The sequence below is a fragment of the Paenibacillus marchantiophytorum genome, assembly GCF_014640555.1.
Lineage (GTDB): Bacteria > Bacillota > Bacilli > Paenibacillales > NBRC-103111 > Paenibacillus_E > Paenibacillus_E marchantiophytorum.
Genome location: NZ_BMHE01000010.1, coordinates 23,046 through 42,464 on the forward strand (window position 1 = coordinate 23,046; position 19,419 = coordinate 42,464).

General features: G+C 48.6%; 19 protein-coding genes and 1 pseudogene. 12 read left to right on the plus strand and 8 right to left on the minus strand.

Features of this window, described 5'->3' with window-relative positions; all coding sequences use genetic code 11:
- Positions 1-3 precede the first annotated feature (3 nt).
- Both IEY34_RS12265 and IEY34_RS12270 read left to right on the plus strand, forming a co-directional pair.
- Complete coding sequence (locus IEY34_RS12265; RefSeq protein ID WP_189011845.1) at positions 4-924, plus strand: AAA family ATPase; 921 nt, start codon at positions 4-6, stop codon at positions 922-924.
- Positions 875-2,254: a DUF58 domain-containing protein gene (locus IEY34_RS12270; protein WP_189011847.1), complete on the plus strand. Its 1,380-nt coding sequence runs from the start codon at positions 875-877 to the stop codon at positions 2,252-2,254. Before IEY34_RS12265 ends, IEY34_RS12270 begins: the two co-directional genes overlap by 50 nt.
- On the opposite strand, the gene IEY34_RS12275 is transcribed toward IEY34_RS12270, so the two are convergent.
- Positions 2,249-3,220 carry a stage II sporulation protein M gene (locus IEY34_RS12275; protein WP_189011849.1) on the minus strand — a complete coding sequence of 324 codons (972 nt, stop codon included), beginning with the start codon at positions 3,218-3,220 and terminating at the stop codon, positions 2,249-2,251. The genes IEY34_RS12270 and IEY34_RS12275 overlap by 6 nt on opposite strands.
- Before the next feature lie 84 nt (positions 3,221-3,304).
- Here IEY34_RS12275 and IEY34_RS12280 point away from each other — a divergent pair, with 84 nt between their 5' ends.
- The 5 genes from IEY34_RS12280 (at position 3,305) to IEY34_RS12300 (ending at position 7,154) form a co-directional block, all read left to right on the plus strand.
- Positions 3,305-4,102: an RDD family protein gene (locus tag IEY34_RS12280; protein ID WP_189011851.1), complete on the plus strand. Its 798-nt coding sequence runs from the start codon at positions 3,305-3,307 to the stop codon at positions 4,100-4,102.
- A 22-nt stretch (positions 4,103-4,124) separates the two neighbouring features.
- Positions 4,125-4,808 carry an NAD(P)H-binding protein gene (locus IEY34_RS12285; RefSeq protein WP_189011853.1) on the plus strand — a complete coding sequence of 228 codons (684 nt, stop codon included), beginning with the start codon at positions 4,125-4,127 and terminating at the stop codon, positions 4,806-4,808.
- A gap of 200 nt (positions 4,809-5,008) precedes the next feature.
- The gene (locus tag IEY34_RS12290) at positions 5,009-5,863 is read left to right on the plus strand and encodes a DUF2167 domain-containing protein (protein ID WP_189011855.1); all 855 of its coding nucleotides are present in this window, start codon (positions 5,009-5,011) and stop codon (positions 5,861-5,863) included.
- Positions 5,864-5,983: 120 nt separating this feature from the next.
- Positions 5,984-6,277, plus strand: a complete 294-nt coding sequence (locus IEY34_RS12295) for a Dabb family protein (RefSeq protein WP_189011857.1) — start codon at positions 5,984-5,986, stop codon at positions 6,275-6,277.
- A gap of 460 nt (positions 6,278-6,737) precedes the next feature.
- Positions 6,738-7,154, plus strand: coding sequence for an exosporium protein C (locus tag IEY34_RS12300; protein WP_189011859.1), 417 nt, complete (start codon positions 6,738-6,740; stop codon positions 7,152-7,154).
- Between the two features lie 66 nt (positions 7,155-7,220).
- On the opposite strand, the gene IEY34_RS12305 is transcribed toward IEY34_RS12300, so the two are convergent.
- Positions 7,221-8,075 carry an AraC family transcriptional regulator gene (locus IEY34_RS12305; RefSeq protein ID WP_189011861.1) on the minus strand — a complete coding sequence of 285 codons (855 nt, stop codon included), beginning with the start codon at positions 8,073-8,075 and terminating at the stop codon, positions 7,221-7,223.
- Positions 8,076-8,220: 145 nt separating this feature from the next.
- Between IEY34_RS12305 and IEY34_RS12310 the strand changes: the two genes are divergently transcribed.
- Positions 8,221-9,519, plus strand: coding sequence for an alpha-glucosidase/alpha-galactosidase (locus IEY34_RS12310; RefSeq protein ID WP_189011863.1), 1,299 nt, complete (start codon positions 8,221-8,223; stop codon positions 9,517-9,519).
- Positions 9,520-11,393: 1,874 nt separating this feature from the next.
- Here the strand turns inward: IEY34_RS12310 and IEY34_RS12315 are convergent.
- The 6 genes from IEY34_RS12315 to IEY34_RS12340 form a co-directional block, all read right to left on the minus strand.
- Positions 11,394-11,723: a dehydrogenase gene (locus IEY34_RS12315; protein WP_373291236.1), complete on the minus strand. Its 330-nt coding sequence runs from the start codon at positions 11,721-11,723 to the stop codon at positions 11,394-11,396.
- An 81-nt stretch (positions 11,724-11,804) separates the two neighbouring features.
- Complete coding sequence (locus IEY34_RS12320) at positions 11,805-14,024, minus strand: MMPL family transporter (protein WP_189011865.1); 2,220 nt, start codon at positions 14,022-14,024, stop codon at positions 11,805-11,807.
- Between the two features lie 72 nt (positions 14,025-14,096).
- Complete coding sequence (locus IEY34_RS12325) at positions 14,097-15,476, minus strand: sensor histidine kinase (RefSeq protein ID WP_189011867.1); 1,380 nt, start codon at positions 15,474-15,476, stop codon at positions 14,097-14,099.
- Positions 15,473-16,153 (minus strand): response regulator transcription factor, encoded by a 681-nt coding sequence (locus IEY34_RS12330; protein WP_189011869.1) that lies wholly within the window; start codon positions 16,151-16,153, stop codon positions 15,473-15,475. The genes IEY34_RS12325 and IEY34_RS12330 overlap by 4 nt, the downstream gene beginning before the upstream one ends.
- Positions 16,154-16,313: 160 nt before the next feature.
- Complete coding sequence (locus tag IEY34_RS12335) at positions 16,314-16,760, minus strand: cupredoxin domain-containing protein (RefSeq protein WP_189011871.1); 447 nt, start codon at positions 16,758-16,760, stop codon at positions 16,314-16,316.
- 81 nt (positions 16,761-16,841) lie between these two features.
- On the minus strand, positions 16,842-16,970 hold the full coding sequence (locus IEY34_RS12340) for an HPP family protein (protein WP_444544027.1): 129 nt from the start codon (positions 16,968-16,970) through the stop codon (positions 16,842-16,844).
- A 14-nt stretch (positions 16,971-16,984) separates the two neighbouring features.
- Between IEY34_RS12340 and IEY34_RS12345 the strand changes: the two are divergent.
- The 4 genes and pseudogenes from IEY34_RS12345 to IEY34_RS12360 form a co-directional block, all read left to right on the plus strand.
- Positions 16,985-17,329: pseudogene (locus tag IEY34_RS12345) on the plus strand (substrate-binding domain-containing protein); the annotation flags it as partial.
- Positions 17,330-17,400: 71 nt separating this feature from the next.
- Positions 17,401-18,003: an undecaprenyl phosphate transporter UptA gene (uptA, locus tag IEY34_RS12350; RefSeq protein ID WP_189011875.1), complete on the plus strand. Its 603-nt coding sequence runs from the start codon at positions 17,401-17,403 to the stop codon at positions 18,001-18,003.
- An 81-nt stretch (positions 18,004-18,084) separates the two neighbouring features.
- The gene (locus tag IEY34_RS12355) at positions 18,085-18,651 is read left to right on the plus strand and encodes a thioredoxin family protein (protein ID WP_189011877.1); all 567 of its coding nucleotides are present in this window, start codon (positions 18,085-18,087) and stop codon (positions 18,649-18,651) included.
- A 9-nt stretch (positions 18,652-18,660) separates the two neighbouring features.
- The gene (locus IEY34_RS12360) at positions 18,661-19,284 is read left to right on the plus strand and encodes an MBL fold metallo-hydrolase (protein WP_189011879.1); all 624 of its coding nucleotides are present in this window, start codon (positions 18,661-18,663) and stop codon (positions 19,282-19,284) included.
- Positions 19,285-19,419: the final 135 nt, after the last annotated feature.

The following is a 19,419-nucleotide window of genomic DNA, read 5'->3' on the forward strand; positions in this document are numbered from 1 at the left end:
GGAATGAACGAAATCATACAAGCGATGGAACAGCGCTTATTCGGCCAGAAGCTGAATATTCGGCTGCTGGTTACAGCACTATTAGCCGGAGGGCACGTGCTGCTGGAAGGTGTCCCAGGCCTTGGCAAAACCAAGATGGCGCGCACGCTGGCGGGGCTGGTTGGAGGCGATTACCGCCGCATTCAATTCACGCCTGATTTAATGCCCAGTGATATAACGGGCAGTGTTATTTATCAAATGCAGGATCAATCGTTTACGACGATTCAAGGTCCTATTTTCACTAATGTACTGCTGGCAGATGAAATTAATCGCTCTGGGCCCAAAACACAAGCCGCGCTGCTGGAAGCTATGGAAGAGCGGCAGGTAACGATTCAAGGCAATACCTATCCCCTTGCAAGTCCGTTCTTTGTCGTAGCGACCCAAAATCCAGTTGAATATGAGGGCACTTATCCCCTGCCGGAAGCGCAGCTTGACCGCTTCTTGTTCAAGCTGGTGCTCGACTATCCAGGGGAAGAAGCCGAAATCGCCATTCTGCGTGGACACGTCCCGTTTCATCAGGAGCAAGCGGAGCCGCTGACTGCCCTATTGACGCCGGAGAAAATAACGGAATGGCAGCGGAAGCTGGCGGATGTCGTTGTGGAAGATTCTTTGTATGCTTACATCGCAACCATCATTCGCCAAACCCGTGAATCCAAGCGCGTGCAGTTGGGAGCCAGCCCGCGGGCCGGCGTCGCCGTATTGATGGCGAGCAAGGCATGGGCGCTGCTGGACGGCAGAACCTATGTCACACCTGACGATATTAAGCTTGTAGCGCGTCCTGCGCTGCGGCATCGGCTGCTGCTAACACCGCAAGCGGAATTGGAGGGCGGAACCAGTGACCACATCATCCAAGAAACGCTCGGCGCTATTCCGGTTCCTAGATAAGCTATTATTCCAAGATTTTGTACTTCCTACCTATCGATTCATCGGACTTGCAGCTGTTGGTGCTATTATTCCTATCCTATTAATGGGGATCAATAAGGAGGCCGTCCAACCTTTGTTCTGGAGCTTCAATGCTCTGCTTCTTGTGTTAAGCTTGGTAGATCTGTACCTGCTGCCCAAACGCAGCAGTTGGGTTGTTCTTCGCAAGCTGCCGGAGCAAATGGATGTCCGAAGCAGCGCGAGGGTGACCATAGCGCTTGCCTCGAAGGATCGTCCGTTGGTTCAGGTGGAAATAGCGGACCATGTGCCGCAGACTTTTGCCCTGGAAAGCAGTCAACTAAGCGGGGCATTCCACGGTAATGCAGCTTCTTTCTCCTATACATTGAAAGCGCTGGAAAGAGGCAGGTATGTGTTTGACTATGTGTATCTGCGCTACTGGGGCGGCTTAGGACTGTGGAAGAAGCAGGTGCGCATTGCGCATGAGGCTGTTGTGGAGGTTTATCCTGATTTATCGCAAGTGCGCGGTGTGCTTGGCGCTGTTCAGGATGCTTTGATTCTGGAAGGCCACCGATTGTTCAAAAAACAGCGCAGCGGCTCGGAATTTCATTATATCCGCGACTATGTGCAGGGCGACGATATCCGGCATATCAACTGGAAATCCTCGGCCCGGGCAACGAAGCTGATGACGAACCTGTATCAGCCGGAGAAAGGTAAGATCGTCACGTTGGTGCTTGATTGCGGCCGACAAATGGCGATAGAACTTGACGGTCAAGTGAAGCTGGACCGCACGCTGGAAGCGGCGCTAACATTGGCAGCTGTTGCGCTTAAGCAGGGGGATCAAGTGGCGCTCATCGCCTACTCGAATCAAATCAAGGTATTTGTGCCGCCAGGCCGAGGACTCCCTCACCTCCACGCCTTAACGCAGGCTGTGTATGATTTGCGGACCGACTTTGTTGAATCCAGCACCCAGGTTGCTTTTGCGCACGTCCTGCGATTGTTAAAGAAACGCTCGCTGATTGTCCTGTTCTCCGATATGGAGAGCTACTTATATGACCAAGACATGCTGCCTTATATGCAGCGTTTGCGCAGAAATCACCATGTCCTGCTGTTGTCGCTGCAAGATCCACTCCTTCATGGATGGGTGCGCATTCGCGCCGAGAACAGCCAGGAGGCCTACCGGCAAAGTATTGCTCATAAATTTTGGTCAGATCGGTATGCCTATGTAACCAAAATGGCCAGCAGAGGCATCCCGGTTATGGATGTTCCTGCCGACCAATTGACGCTTAGCGTCGTTAATGCTTATCTGGATTTGAAATCACGAGATCGTTTATAGGGTTAATTGTTTTTGTTTAGATCGTTTACTATTTCCATATAGGTAGTACAAAACCAGGATAAGCAGTGTCGCACCGGCAATCACATACTTCATTTCGAGTGATAAAGTGGACGGCGTAATGTAGCCTTCAATGATGCCAGCGATGACGAATAGCGGAATGGTGCCAATCAGAAGCTGGGCGGATTCCTTGGCAGACTCCAGGAACAGCAGCTTTCGTGGGTAAGGTCCAGGCACGAAAAACCGATAACCCATGTAAAGTCCGGCTCCGCCTGCAATGAAGATCGCCGTCAGCTCAATGATCCCATGGGGCAAGATATAGGCCCAGAAGACATAGCTCTTGCCTGATTGCATGAACACGGCAGCCAATGCGCCAATCAGCAGGCCGTTGCTGACCATTAGGTAGATCGTGCCGATGCCCAGCGTCACCCCGCTAATGAATGCGAGAATGGCGACTCGAATATTGTTCGTCATGATGGCTGTGGAGACCAGCGGGGAATGGATGTCGCCGCGTGGATCTGCTGTTTTGGAAGGATCAATGTTTTCGGCCATTCCGCCAGGCATGATCAGGGATAGATTGAGCGGATCCTTCCACACGGAGAGGAAGCCGAGAAGTCCTCCAAGCAAGAATAGCAGCAGGGCAAAGCCGACGAACAGGCCTCGTGCCTGGATCAGTGATGGGAAGTAATGAAGGAAAAAGGTCCTTAATTGCGTCGTGCTTTTATTGCTTTCTTGGTACATCGTATTATGCGCCTGCGAAATGAGATGATTGAGGTACACGGTCGTTTCATCCGCAGGGAGATGTGTCTGCAGGGTTGCCAGATGAGCAGAGACGGCTTTGTACAGCTCCGTGAAGCGATTGATATGACTGGCTTGCAGTCTGTTCTTCCGTTTGGTTAGTTGTTTCAAAAGCTCTTCAAGCTCTGTCCACTGCGATTTATGTTCGCGAATAAAGCGTGTGATATCCATGGTGCGGCCCCTCCTGATCGTTTGTTTCATTTTAGCATATTCATTCTCGTCGTTCCCATAATTTTGAAATCGCAAGGAGATGCTATGAACGAGTCTCTGGATAAAAAAGTAACGATCATCACCCCGGAGCAGGTGCAGCTGCAATTCCATACAGCAGGCATCGGCAGCCGATCGCTGGCGCACATCCTTGATGCGCTGATTTTGCTAGTCGTCAACTGTCTTTTATTTGTCTTTGCGCTGCTCGTAAGCCGATTATATTCAGGCAGCTGGCTGCCTGCTGTAGCCGATTACTTGTTGGCATTTTCGATTATTTTGTTAATCTTGCTCAATTTAGGGTATTTTGTTTGTACAGAAGCTTATATGGGCGGACAAACATGGGGCAAAAGATGGCTTGGGCTGCGCGTGCTTCAAAACAACGGCCAATCCGCTACCTTGTTATCCATCCTCATTCGCAATCTATTTCGACTGCTCGATATGATGCCGACATTTTACTTTCTAGGTGCCGTCAGCATCCTGTTTAGCGCCAAAGATAAGCGCATCGGGGATATGGTCGCGGGGACTATCGTGGTTGTCGAAGCGCGATTCGAACGGATGAAACGCCGCAAACAGTTGGAGAAGGCGATCTCCAAAAAGAATTATCCGCTCCTTGCACTGGATATGGAAGAAGCCCAAAGGGCAGAGATTACGGATCAGGATTGGCAGCTTTTGCAGGCCTGGGTAGAGCGAATACCTACGATGGCTAACGATCGATTAGCTGAGTTAGCGAGACCGATTGCGCAGCATTTTGCCCGGAAACTAGCGCTGAATCACTGGAGTACGCAGGATCCTGTTCTATTTTTAATTAATATCTATGAAGCTCTTAGGTCTGATTGGGAAGTATGAGGAAGACGAGAGGAGAAGCAGGATGGGATATACAGCTATTGTTGCGGGAGGCACGGGGCTCGTTGGCAGTGAATTAATTCAGTTATTGCTGCAAGATCGCGCCTATGAAAGAGTGATTGCATTGGTCCGCACAAACATACAGACACAGCACCTGCAGGGCAGTGAGAAACTCTTTCAAATTGTAACAGATTTCAATCACTTGGACGCGGATATTCTTGCTTCTGACATTGAGCACGCGCATGTGTTCTGCACATTGGGCACGACGATCAAGAAAGCGGGTTCGCAGGAGCAGTTTCGCAAAGTGGATCTGACCTATCCGTTGAAACTGGCGGAGTTGGCGAGTGTTCACCACGCGGAAGTGTTTGCGATCGTGACAGCCATGGGCGCGAACAGCAAGTCCACGATCTTTTACAATCGGGTGAAGGGCGAGGTCGAGGAGAAACTAAGAGAGCTAAATCTCCCAGCGCTATACATGCTACGTCCTTCTCTGATACTGGGCGATCGCAAGGAAGTCCGCGCGGGCGAGATGATTGGCAGCTTGGTATCACGGGCGATAGCGCCGCTCATGATCGGCGGGCTTCGGACGTATCGACCTATCCAGGCGAAGGTTATTGCCGCAGGATTAATCGCATCGGCCAAATCAGGTCGTGCGGGGGCGCACATTATGCTGTCATCACAGATTGCCGAGCTCGCGGATGTAAAGTAAAAAACAGTTGGGATGATTCATGTTCCCGCTGTTTTTTTGTTTAGGGAGCGGTGCCTAAGCGGCATATCTGCTATCTTCAATCGGATGTCCTGAATTAATGAAAAAATGGTTAATAAATACAGCGATTCGTGATATACTCATACAATGTTTCAAGTTTGTAATATATAAACAACATTGTAGAGGGTATGGGGGATAACGGAATGCTTAAACGATTAGGCTGGATGGCACTTATTTTGTGTATGGTGGCAAGCAGCAGCGCAAGTGCAGAAGAAAGTACAAGTAAGTACACATGGATTGAAGGCGGTAAAATAGTAGATTTGGGTCCGATAGCTGCGATTGATCTTGGACCTGAATTTGTGTTTCTGGATGCCGAGAATACGAAGAAAATGAGTAAAGAAAACCATGAATCTGTCACAGGCAATGAGATGGGCAGTATTTTTCCTAAAAATTCGGAGCAGACATGGACGGTCATTCTGGAATATGAGAAATCAGGTCATATCAAAGATGATGAAAAGACGAAGATCGATGCCAAAGATCTGTTGAACAGTTATAAAAAAGGGACTGAAGCTGCCAATAAAGAACGTCAAGAGGGGCAGCGAATTCATGTGAAGGGTTGGGATATTGAACCTTTTTATGATGAAAAAACACATGGACTTACGTGGTCCTTGCTGGCAGAAGATGATAGTAAAACAACGTTTCTTAACTATAATACGCGAATTTTAACGAAAGAAGGGAATATTTCCGTTATTCTAGTCTCAGATCCTGCGCATCGTGAAGCAGATAAGAAGGTGCTTGCTGAGAAGTTATTGCCTAAGTTAACGATGAAGCCAGGTGAGAAGTACGAAGATTTCAATCCTGCCAAAGATAAGATGTCTGAATACGGACTTAGCGCGCTAATTCTTGGAGGAGCAGGACTAGCGGTGGCTAAGAAGGTCGGTTTCATCGCTCTCATTCTTGTCTTTCTAAAGAAGTTCGCAGTTATCATCGTAATTGCACTTGGAGCTGTTTGGACGTTTATCAAAAAAAGATTTCAGCGGCGAGATATGAACGGTTAATAAGAGGGACAGTGGAGCAGCTATTGCGCTAGCATATCGACGAAAGTGCTTGTTCCTGCTATGATTAAACACGTTAATTATCAACGTTGTATAACGTTTAGAAGAAAGTAGGTTCCTATCATGATTGATCACATCGTACTCGTTAAATTCGGAGAGACGACGACAAACGCGCAGATGCAAGAGGTTGTAGACCGCTTCAAAGCTCTGAAAGCTCATTTGACAGGTATCGTCGATATTCAAGCCGGCATTAACTTTTCTGAGAAGAACAAAGGGTATCAGGTTGTTTTATCCGTGCGTTTTGAAGATCGAGCAGCGCTTGAAGCTTACGGTCCTAACCCGGAGCATCAAGCGGTTGCCGCCTATATCAGAGAAGTTGGTCGAGAAGACAGTTTAATTGTCGATATCGAAATTTAAAAGATGAGCGACGGGTAGGGACATGGTCCTTGCCCGTCTTTTTTTAAAAAACATAAGAGTTTATATGTTTTGGAGTGAAAACGGAGTTGCTCCAGCTGCCTCGCGGGGAGGGAACTACGGTGCGCTATTTTAGCCAAAAGTGTCATTATCGGGAGGTTGAGGGAACTAGAGTCCGCTATTTTGCTGTTCTTTGGGAAATTCAGCTCTTTTGGTGGAAATAAGACCCTGTAGTTCCGCTATGACCCTCGCATGCCTACTTTTTGCCTAATTAGCGTCCCCTAGTTCCCTTACTAGGTTTTGCTGCTAAGAAGAGACGGATCTATCAGGGCGGCGAAGCCGTTTTTCTTAGGAACCAGAGGGCATTTTGCGGATTTTATACGAATGGGGGAGTTCGTCCAATCTATTAAACTAGCAGATACATATCATATCGTATCTTAACAAGAGAGGAGAGGATTATATAATGGCTAATCAAATTGAAAGTTACCAAGGAATTACGGTTACACCAGTGACGGACGGGGTGCAAATTCCGGTCCCCTTGACGCCGGCTGGTGTCGGCATTGCGGAGGTTCGAGTTTCCGTTCCAGGCACTTATCCCAATGTTGTTGAAGTGAAAGCGACTGTGGGGTTAAGAGGAGATGCAGGAACTGGAAGTGTATTGTTCCGTATTTTCCGTGACGGGCATGAAATCTACTATGCGCGTTTGGGAATCGAAGCTAGCTTCGAGAAATATTATATTCCTACGCTGCAAGCAATCGACGTTAACCCGCCGCAAGGATCGCACGGTTACACATTGTCCATTGAGTCTTTAACACCTGGTTTAGCTGTAACGGTTATCGGACCGATTACAATGAGCGCTTTGGTTATTAACGCAATCTAATACAATAAGCCTCCGATTCCACGTTGTTCAAGTGGGGTTGGAGGCTTGTTTGTGGTGCAAGATTTGCTAACTTTTCTGTTCTTTGCGATAGACAGAAGGCGCTGTGCCGGTCCATTTGCGGAATTGTTTGGAGAAATACAGAGCATCATTGAAGCCAACCGAGGAGGCCACCTGATCGATGGTCATGGACGTTTCTAGCAGCTGCTTGGCGCGTTCCATACGGATTTTGAATAAATACTGCATAGGCGCGAAGCCAGTGTATTGCTTGAACATTTTACATAAATAGGTTCGATGGTAACCCAGTTTGTGAGCCAGCTCTTCAATGGACACCGTTTGGGTGTACTGCAGCTCCAAGTAACGGATTGCTTGACCAATTTGGCGTTCGATGTCCGTTTCGGTAACAGGCTTAGCTGTGATTTGGTGCGTATTCGACCGCCCAAGCTCGCGGATCAGGAGCCTAAGCCATCCTGCGGCTTCCATATCTTCCATAACCGGGAAGGTAGATTGCTGAAAGCTGGAGCGAATATGGCGGTAATGATGCCTGAGGACACGTGGGCTGCACCCCGAAATAACAGCATTCTCTGGTGTTACGCCGATTTGGGAAAGCATCATTCCGGCTGCTCGTCCAGTAAAGGCGACCCACGTATAGTGCCATGGTTGATGGGCATCCGCCACATAATTGAACAGTTCCCCTGGGAAAATGAAGAAGGTATCTCCGGTTTTGCAGGGATAGGAACGATTATTCATCTCAAAAATACCCTCGCCAGCTTGTACCGTATGAATGAGGTAATAATCATGAACCGCTGGCCCCATTTTGTGAAGGGGCACGGGTTTGCCATCGCCGCTGAAAAGGACGGATAATTCATTGCTGCTGTGATGAGGATTAATTGTTATGGCGAAATAAGTATGGTCCGCATTCATGGAAGCCTCTTCTGTTTTTAATCTCAGAGTAACCTAATAAACTACAAATGTCCATATAGGAGTTCATTCGATCCATATGTTTGCACGGCATCCTGCGCTATAGTGAAGATAGGAATAGCGACCACATAATAGAGGAGAATGAGACATGTCCAAGATTACTTTTTTGGGTGCAGGAAGTACGGTTTTTGCGAAAAACGTGTTGGGAGATTGCTTGCTTACACCCGCTCTGCAAGGCTTTGAAATCGCTCTCTTTGATATTGATCATGTACGTTTACAAGACTCAGCCAACATGCTGAATAACATTAAGAAAACAAGTGGAAGCACTTCTACAATTAAAGTTTATACGGACCGCAAAGAAGCTCTTAGCGGAGCAAAATATGTGGTTAATGCAATTCAAGTAGGTGGCTATGATCCATGTACAATTACGGATTTCGAAATCCCGAATAAGTATGGTTTGCGTCAAACCATTGCAGATACGGTAGGAATTGGTGGTATTTTCCGCAACTTGCGTACGATACCTGTGATGCTGGATTTTGCAGCTGATGTCCGTGAAGTTTGTCCGGATGCGCTGTTCCTCAACTATACGAATCCAATGGCTGTTTTGACGAATGTGATGAATACTTACGGGGGTGTGCGTACAGTTGGTTTGTGTCACAGTGTGCAAACTTGTATTCCAGAACTGTTCAAAAGCCTAGGCCTGGAAAAAGAAGGCGTGAAAGCCAAAATCGCCGGCATTAACCACATGGCATGGCTGCTCGAAGTTACGAAGGATGGCATTGATCTGTACCCAGAAATCAAGAAGCGGGCTGCTGAGAAGCAGCAAGAGAAACACAAGGATATGGTTCGCTTCGAAATGATGCTGAAATTCGGACACTACATTACGGAATCTTCCGAGCATAATGCGGAATACCATCCGTATTTCATCAAACGCAGTTATCCAGAGCTGGTTGATCGCTTCAACATTCCGCTGGATGAGTATCCGCGCCGCTGTATCGACCAAATTAGCAGATGGAAGCAGATGCGTGAGGATCTCGTTAACGATGCCAACTTGACACATGAGCGCTCCCATGAATATGCTTCGTATATTTTCGAAGCGATTGAGACGGACGTTCCTTACAAAATTGGCGGTAACGTGATGAACACCGGCTTAATCACCAACTTGCCGCGCGAAGCTTGCGTCGAAGTGCCTTGCTTGGTAGATCGCAACGGAGTTACGCCTACCTATGTAGGGGATTTGCCGCCGCAGCTTGCAGCGCTTAACCGTACGAACATCAATACGCAGTTGTTGACGATTGAAGCTGCCATTACGCGCAAACGCGAGCATATCTACCACGCGGCTATGCTGGATCCTCATACAGCGGCTGAGCTGTCCATGGACGACATCGTCGCGATGTGTGATGATTTAATCGAAGCACATGGCAAATGGCTGCCGGAGTATCATTAGGTTTTGAGGAACTACCAAGGCTAAGAGGCTGGCTCTGAAGGTTGAAAAACCTGGGGGGGCGGCCTTTTTGGCTTAGTTGGCGGTGGTGATGCAGTAGTGCTGGGGGCGAGAGTGGGAGCTGAGCAGAGAGGAGCCGAGCCGAGCTGAGCTGAGCGGGCCGAGCCGGGCAGGCAGAGCTGAGCAGTGCCGTACCGAGCCTCCTCATAATTTAACTGCCACGCTAACGAATTGCATGATGCTTATTGGCAAGAAACTGGCTACTTTGAAGAACTAAGGAACTCAACAGATGTTATGAAGGCGCGAATAGGCGGAATGGTGGTCATTTACATGAGATAACGCTTCTGGAACGCATTAGGTTTTCAAATTGACCGATTTTGGCCAAATAAGAGTTATTGGGTTCGTAAAGTAGTCGACTTTCAGGTACGGTAGCCTTATGTGGCAGCCATTAGTGGAGTTGAGCACCGCCAAGCCGCCTCACAATCAAACTGCTACTCTAATGAACTGCATGATGCCTATAGGCGAGAAACTTGCTACTTTGAAGAACTAACGAACTCAACAGGCGTTATGAAGGCTTGAATAGGCGAAATGGTGGTCATTTACATGAGATAACGCTTCTGGAACGCGTTAGGTTTTTGAATTGCCCTATTTTGATCAAATAAGGGTTATTGAGTTCGTAAAGTAGCCGACTTTCAGGTGCGGTAGCCCTTTGTGGCAGCCATTAGTGAAGCTGAACACCGGACATCAGAATATCACTGGCATCAAAATTTCAGTTTGAGTTAAGGTTGAAATTCAGCGTTAAAGCGGCGTCTGGGGTTAAAGTGTGGCCTTTAACGCTGATAAACAGCGTTAAGGGCAGAGAAAGGGCAGGGTGAGCGGTAATTCAGTTGAGTTAAGGTTAAAATTCAGCGTTAAAGCGGAGTCTGGAGCCAAAGTGTGGCTCGTAACGCTGAAAAACAGCGTTACAGGTCACGCCGAGGGTAAATCGGGCTGAATCGAGCCGAGCCGAGTCGGCCGAGCACAGCCAAGCCTTCTCACAATCAAACTGCTACGCTAACGAACTGCATGATGCTTATAAGCAAGAAACTGGCTACTTTGAAGAACTAACGAACTCAACAGGCGTTATGAAGGCGCGAATAGGCGGAATGGTGGTCATTTACATGAGATAACGCTTCTGGAACGCGTTAGTTTTTCAAATTGACCGATTTTGGCCAAATAAGAGTATTGGGTTCGTAAAGTAGTCGACTTTCAGGTACGGTAGCTCTTTGGGGCAGCCATTAGTGGAGTTGAGCGCTGGGCGTCAGAATATCACCGGTCATCAAAATTTCAGTTGTGTTAAGGTTGAAATTCAGCGTTACGGCGGTGCTTGGGGCCAAAGTGTGGCTCTTAGCGCTGAAAAACAGCGTTAAGGGCAGAGAAAGGGCAGAGTGAGCGGCAATTCAGTTGTGTTAAGGTTGAAATTCAGCGTTAAAGCCGAGCCTGGAGTTAAAGTGTGGCTCGTAACGCTGAAAAACAACGTTACAGTTCGGGCCGAGCCGAGTCGGGCCGAGCCGAGCTGGGCTGGGCTCGGCCAAGCACCGCCAAGCCCCCTCACAATCAAACTGACACGCTAACGAACTGCATGATGCTTATAAGCAAGAAACTGGCTACTTTGAAGAACTAACGAACTCAACAGGCGTTATGAAGACTCGAATAGGCGGAATGGTGGTTATTTACATAAGATAACGTTTCTGTAACGCGTTAGCTTTTCTAGCTCTCCGCGTTACAGCGGCTTCTGAGGCTAAAATGTGGACAGGGCCAAGGAGAAGCTGTAACGCCGGCGTAGCCAACAAAAAAAGGTCATGACGTATGTGTAACATACGCATGGCCTTTTTTCATTACCCGCCGAATGCGTCTCGAAACGCATGGTTGAGGGTTGCGAGCTCTACTTGCCAGATCGGGGCAATTTCGGGTCCGACTTGCGTATCGAACCAGTCCGCGAGCGCCTTGCGGTTGCTGCCGTTGTCGACGATGAAAGGAAGGTTCAGCATGACCTTCTTCACATAGAGTTCTTCGGCCTCCTTGATTTGTTCCGGAGATAGCCAGACCTTCAAACGCTTGATTGTGCGATACAATTCCTTGCTGCAAGCTCTGCGGATGCCGCGTGCACTAGGGAATTGTTGTTTGTGTTTCTCACTCGGCTTGTTGTTAATCATGACTGTATCCACTCCCTCTATGCTATTTGTATGCATGGAGAGAGCGGAGAGCCACACGAGATAAGAACCTATAGCGCCCAAGTTGGAGGTAAACTAGCGATGGACGGATTTCGTTTGCTCCAGAGAGGTTCGCGGCCCTAGATACGTCATAAGAGCAGGGAGCAGCATACCCCGAACCAGGAAGGTATCGATCAAGACCCCGGCTGCCATGGCGAAGCCGAATAAGATCAATTCTTGCAGCGGTTGAGTAATCAGCACGCAGAATGTAGCGGCAAGTACAATACCTGCGGATGAAATGACCCCGCCTGTCAAGGCAACACCGCGCCGCACCGCTTCTCGCCACGGGAAGTTCTGAGCTTCTTCTTTGATCCGCGACACCAGAATGATGTTGTAATCGACGCCAAGGGCGATAAGGAAGACGAAGGTATAAACGGGCAGTCGATAGCTGATCGCTTCATAACCAAACCCAAAGTGGAAGACACTCCAGAGAAGTCCCATCGTTGCCGCATAGGAGAGCAGCATGGTAGCCATCATGGTCAGAGCCAAGCGGATGGAACGAGCCTGCCAAACCAGCATAAGCGTAATGAATAGGGTGATCAGGGCAAAAAGCACAACCGTATCTCGCTTATTCATGGTACGAACATCCAATTGATCGGCTGTTTGTCCTGCGAAATGCAGCGTAAACTGCGAAGAATCGAATCCGCTGTCGCGCAGCAGGTTCCCGCTGTTCTCACGCAAATCGCGCACTAGATTCAACGCCTCTTGATCATATGGGTTCACGGTAAGCGTCATTTGGAGTTTGATCGTATGTTTATCCGCAGCGAGCATGGCAATGGCAGTAGGGTTATTCGCTGTCAGCAGTGCCGAATCCATGCTCGGCGTGATTTTGCTGCCCCCGCTATGTTCCTGCAGAGCACGAACCAGAGAGTTGGCTTTATCGATGAAAGGAGCATCCAGCGTGATCACTTTATCCGATTTCAAAAGGATCGTGACCGGGGCCAGCTCGCCAGGAGGGAAGCGCTCCTGCAAAATTTCGAAGCCTTGCCGCGATGAAATATCGCTGGGGAAGGACTTCATCAAGTTGAACGAATAGCGCATGGATAGACTGGAAAGCGATGATACCAGTAAGACGATGACCAGTACAAGCGCTGTAAAGGCAGGTTTTTTCGTGACAAAAGCACTGATGGCGCCCCAAAAACCTTTGGGGTGTTCATCCGTTTGCGTCGTTAATTGCTTTTTGGGAATCAACGGCCAGAAGGCTTTGCGCCCCACGAGTGCAAATACGGCCGGAATTAAGGTTAACCCGCCTAACAAAATGACGACCATGGCAACGGAAAATACGGGTGCGAAATGGTGATAGGGCTTGAAGACGGCTGTGAATAAAGTGAGCATCGCGATAAGCACGGTGCCGCCGCTGAAGAGGATAGGCTCCGCTACTTTGGATAAAGCGTTGGACATAGCCGTATGTTTAGCGTCTGTTTGCTTCAATTCGGATCGGAAGCGGGCTACAAGAAATAAGCAATAATCGGTGAGTACGGCGAAAAGCAGAATCATCATGATGGAGAGGGACTGTTTCTCAACGAAGAACCAGCCCATTTTGCCGGCTAATCCCAGCAACCGATCTACAACCTGATAGACCATGCCAGCGATCACTAAGGGCAATAAAGCTAATAATGGCGACCGATAAATAATGATTAGAATGACGAGAATCAGAACGACAGTTGCGAGCATTAAGACGAAGTCGGCTTTTTTGAAAAGCATGATGGTGTCCGATGAGATGCCTGCAGGTCCTGTGATGTCTAGTAGGAGTGAACCTAGTCCCATCGTACTTGCGGTGGTGCGGATTTGATCAAGCGTGTCGTAGATTTGTGCGGATTCTAAATTTTTTTGCAGGGAAGCGCTCAGTAGAAGCGTTGTATGATCAGCGGAGAATAAAGAATCCTGCTGCGCTTGGGGCAAACGTTGGAAAGGCACTGCGCCTGTTAGGAAGGCGGGCTTCTGATCCGAGTTCAGCCATTCGCTCAGTTTCCCGATCGACGCGCGCTCGGAGTCAGTAATTGCTTGCTGCCCATGGAAAACGAGCAGAGCCGTTAAACCATCCTGGGCAGGGTATTGCTCTTGCATAATCTGTTTGGCTACCGCGGATAACGTATCTTCATGGATGCTGCCTTCCCCTCCGCTGAGGGCGACTTCTTTGGATGACGGCGCCAGAGCGCTTAATAGAATAATGATGGCGAGCCAACTAATCAAAACAATTTTGACGCCCTTGGAGCTGCTGACAAGGCGAGCCCAGTGCTGTAAGAAACGATTCATTAGATTCAAACCCCTTTCCTTAACCTCACTAGGATTGTAGGAAAGGAATATGAACAGATGATGAATGTTTGATTACAAACGCGGCAGATGGATCGTGAACGTCGTGCCTTGGCCGAGCTCGCTCATCACCTCGACGCTTCCTTGGTGAAGCTGAATGATTTTCTGCGCGATCGATAAGCCTAGGCCGCTGCCGGCGTTCGCGCGATTTCTGGCTTTATCCGCTTTATAGAAACGGTCGAAGATATGAGCGATTTCAGCCTCCGGAATACCGATGCCAGAATCATGAATCACAACGACAATCTCGCCTGTCAACTGCTGAATCTCGATGCGCAGCGCATCACCGGTCTGAGAGAATTTAATCGCATTCGTGATGAAGTTCAGCCACACTTGGTGCAGCAGCTGAGTGTCGGCGGTAATCGTCACTTCGGGCATCTCGAGCTCAATCGCGATCGACTTCTCCACCCACTGCCATTCGGTGAGGATGAGAATTTGGCGGATTTGTTCATCCAGGCGATAGACGCTGCGTTTGACGACATGGTTTTCTTTGTCCAATGAGGCGAGAGTCAACAACTGTTTGCTGAGAGAGGACATGCGCTTGCTTTCTTCTAAAATGATCGCCAGATAGCGCTCTTTTTCTTCCTCTGACGTTTCCTTGTCGAGAATCGATTGTGTAAAGCCTTGGATGGACGTTAAAGGAGACTGAATTTCATGCGAAACATTGCCAACGAATTCCTGCCGCATATTGTCGAGCTGTTGGAGAGATTGGGCCATGAATGTGAAGTTTCGGGCTAGTTCTCCGATCTCATCCTGCCGCGTGACGTCCATCTTAATCTCATAATGTCCGCCAACGATTCGTTGGGTCGCAGTAGTTAGTTTCTTAACGGGCTTAACAATATACTGGGAGAAAATGATAATGAGCAGAATGCTGAACAGGAAAGTCAGACCTAGCAGGAAGGCCATGAGGATGCGGACACCGCCGATTTGCTGTTCCAGATTCGGGCGCACGAAGAGCGCATAAGGCTTGCCTTTTACTTGAATTGGCACACCGATACTGTTTCGAATGCTATTTTCAAAAAAGCCGGTCACCATAAGGAAATGGCGCTCCTGCAGCATGCCGCGATACGTTTGTCCATTCAGCACCTGTCGAATTTGCTCGGGGTCCATCGCGGTATGTTTAAACGGAGTTCCGTAGAAGACGCCGTCCATATCGCCATTCACTGTGTACAACTGGAAACCCATATTCGCGATATGCGTGAAGTAAGCAGCGGGTTCAAGATCAGGCACTTGTTCATAGAGCGTGCGTATCTCGTTCGTGATCGTCCAAATTTGTTCTTCGTTCTGTTCCCTTAATTTGGCCACGTAATAATAATTGGAGAGCAGAAGAGCAAGAAGACTGCTGAACATAGCGATGATAATGAAAGTAGCAACGATGCGAATATAAAGTGATTTCACCCTTCGGTCACCTCAAGCTTATACCCCAGTCCTCTCACCGTTGTAATAACGAAATCATGCGAAATATCATAAAAGCGCTCGCGCAAGCGCTTGATATGGACATCAATCGTCCGGTTGTCACCTTCGTAATCCGTGCCCCAAAGCATCTGAATCAACTGCTCCCGCGTGAAGATTCGTCCGGGATGACTTGCCAACTGGGCAAGCAGTTGAAACTCTTTGAGCGGCAGCAGGAGGGTTTCATCGCCCACGGTCACTTCATAGCTTTTACGATTAATAATGGTTCGATTCAGTGAAATGATCTCAGAAGATACGAGCTGATAACGCCGCAAAAGGGCGCGCGCCCGGAACAACAATTCTTTGGGTTCGAAAGGCTTGACCATATAGTCGTCTGTCCCGGACTGAAAGCCTTTCTCCTTATCTTCGAGTTCGCCTTTGGCGGTTAATAGCATCACAGGGATATCATAAGTCGAGCGAATGTCAGAGCAGAGATCCAAGCCATCTTTCAGCGGCATCATCACATCGACAACGGCTAGATGAACTTGTTCGACTTCCAGGATCGCGGACGCTTGTACCCCGTCACTTGCTTCAAACACGGTATAGCCTTCCTTCGAAAATAAAAAACGGAGCAGCTCGCGAATGTGCGCATCGTCATCGACGACCAGAATATGAGTTTTCAAGAGGCAAGCACCTTCTTCTTTTAAAATCTATTGCAATCAGTGAACTTGGCACCAGTGTAAACGAAAAAAAACCTTATTGCCACTTCTGTTTCACTGAGCCGAGAGAGAAGATCTCTGGGCGATGGGAATCAGGTGATCAATAAGGCTTCATCCAGCAAGGTTAGTCCACCACAATGTAGCCAATCATCGGACCGCCATGTGCGATATCAGCATGTGTCATACAAATGAGACGATACGTTCCTTCCTTATTGGCCGTAAAATGGACAACCGTCTCTTTGCCTTTCTGCACTTCACCGCTGATGTTGAGCCCTTCGATGAGAAAAGGATGGCTTTCGCCATTCACACCATAAAGGCTGAGTTTGATCTTCTCGCCTTTTTGGATGACGACTGTGCCAGGGTCCCAGCGATAGGATTCGATGGTCTTGCCCTCTTTGGTCGTCGATTTGAATTCCCCTACGACCATTTGAATGGTTCGTTCGGAAGTGGTGTCGGCCATGGTGGGCAAAAGGGTGTCGCGGCTTGCGTACAGCCAGCCGACCAGAAGCAGGAGCAGCGCGGCTGCCGCCAGATAGAGATGCTTGCGTTTAACAATCCAAACACGGGACATAGGGATTCCGCCTCCTGTATATACCTACTTGTACATCTTATGCGGAGGCTTGTCAGCGCATGATTCGGATTCGTGAACCCGTTACCACCAAGCGGTGGGGTAACGGGTTCGGGTGGCCCAGTGATACCCGAGGGCTACAAGCACGAGCAGCACAGCGCCGAGCAGCACCGGCGTCAGCAGGAAGCCCCAGCCCGCGCCCGTGAGCATCACGAGCAGCGGTAGCGAATACCCAAGTCATCGGATTTGGAGGCCGGTGCGTGTATCAAACGATGGCGGCTCAGTTTCTGGCTGACCAAGGGCAGTCGGCCTTCGCTGCGATGGAATTTGAAAGCTCCGCCATGATTAAACAGACCCTGATGGTGGGTATGGGGCTAGCGTTGATGCCTTTATCGATTGTTACGGAGGAACTGCAAACGGGTAAGCTTAAAAGGGTGCCACAGGAGAAAACAATTCCTCTGGAGCACGGGCTTATTTACCGCGCAGGCAAGGAATTAAGTCCGGCTGTGAATGCCTGCAAGGAGCATCTTATTTCGTACTTTTCAGGACGCGAATTGCGTGTAAGTGGTTGACGGGAGCCTGTCTGTGATAGAATGTTGGGTAGATTTAGAAACGGTACATTTAATGGGGAAGAGGGTTGTGGATGGGTGAATTGATTCATAGTGTTTTGGTGTACTTGGAAGGACTCGGGTACTGGGGAATTTTCCTTGGCCTAATGTTGGAAGTCATTCCGAACGAGCTGCTTCTGGCTTATGCCGGTTATCTGGTGTCCAAAGGAGATATTAACTTCATCGGCGCTATTATCTGTGCCGTCGTCGGGGGTACTTTAGCCCAAGTCGTGCTCTATTGGATTGGACGCTATGGAGGCCGACCGTTCTTGGAAAAGTACGGCAAATATTTGCTGATCAGCAAGCACCATATTGATGTGGCAGAGAATTGGTTCAACCGGTATGGAACCGGCATGATTTTCACAGCCAGATTTATTCCGATCGTACGTCATGCGATATCGCTTCCAGGCGGAATGGCGAAGATGCCTCTGGGTAAATTTACGCTGTACACGGCTTTAGCACTGATTCCTTATTCTTTCCTCTACGTATTTTTGGGGATGAAACTCAAAGATAATTGGGAAACGATCGACGAGATTGCCGGGCCTTATATTAAACCATTAATTATAGCTGCAATTGTGTTAACTGTTTTATATGTCGGTTATCAGTTTTATTTAAAGCGCAAAGGCAAGTCTGCCTAGGTGCAAGTTAATTTGGCGCTTTCGGTTCTATTTGTTACAATAAAAAAGGAAGAATCACGATCATAGGAGGATGAGTAGCGAATGAGTACGAATCTCGCAAGTAAATTGCGCACGGGCTTGAAGCCGCAGCAATTCATTGATGGCATGGAAAAAAATCAAGAGCAATTTTTGGCTTATTACAATGGATTTGAATGGGAAAGCGAAGATGATAAGGAATATTTCGATTCCTTGAACAATCGCGATGATTTGCGCTGTCTCATTGTTGCTGCAGAATGGTGCGGCGACGTTGTTCGCAACGTGCCTGTCGTCTTCAAAGCGCTGGAAAACAGTGGTGTTCCGGTTGAAGTTCTGATCATTGAGCAAAACTATGATGTGATTGACCAGTTCCTGACAGGTGGCGGCCGGGCGATTCCAATCGTCGTGTTTGTGGATACAGGCGGTTTCGTTCTTGGGCACTGGGGACCGCGTCCAGCCAAAGTACAAGCGGTAATGAACCAATTCAAAAAAGAAAATCCAGATCGCGAAGCTGCAGATTATAACGAAAAAATTCAAGTAGCCAGAGCCGAAATGGGCCGTCAATATGGCGAAGGTAACGGATACCATGCTGTTATTGTGAAGGAACTTCGTGATTTAATCGAGTCGTTCTAAGGGGAAGCTATGATTAATATTGAATCATTTGTATTAGGTCCGGTTGGCACGAATGCATATCTGCTATCGGATTCAGAAGCGAAAAAGGGCATCATTATCGATCCAGGGATGAATCCCAAATCACTGATCAAACGCATTGCTGATTTGGATATCGTGGCTATTCTCCTGACGCATGCGCATTTCGACCACATTGGCGGTGTGGATGAGATTCGCAAGCTGAAGAAGTGCCCCGTTTATATTCATGATTTGGAAGCCGACTGGCTGATGAATCCGAAGAAAAACGGCTCCGCACGCTGGCCCGAGCTCGGGGTTCTGATCGAAACGGATCCCGCGGAATTCGCGCTGGACGAAGGACAAACGCTTGAATTCCTCGGTATTAAGCTCAAGGTATTCCATACCCCCGGCCATTCACCTGGCAGTGTCAGCTTCTTGTACGACAAGCATTTATTCGGCGGGGATGTGCTGTTTAAGCTATCGGTTGGCCGGACGGATCTTCCAGGCGGCGATAACAATACGCTGCTTGATTCGATCCAGGATAAGCTGTTTTTGCTGGGCGATGACGTCGTTGTGTATCCAGGCCATGGCGCCAGAACGACGATTGGTTTCGAACGAGAGAACAATCCATATGTGTAACGAAGTGGGCTGCCCCTATGAGGGCGGTCTTTTTTTGCGTGGCTTTAAGGGGTACTCCCTTTTTAGTTGACGTCCACCGCAGGCCTCTTTGCTTAGGAGGTTTGCGGTCTTGAGTGGCATCTAATGAACTGGATT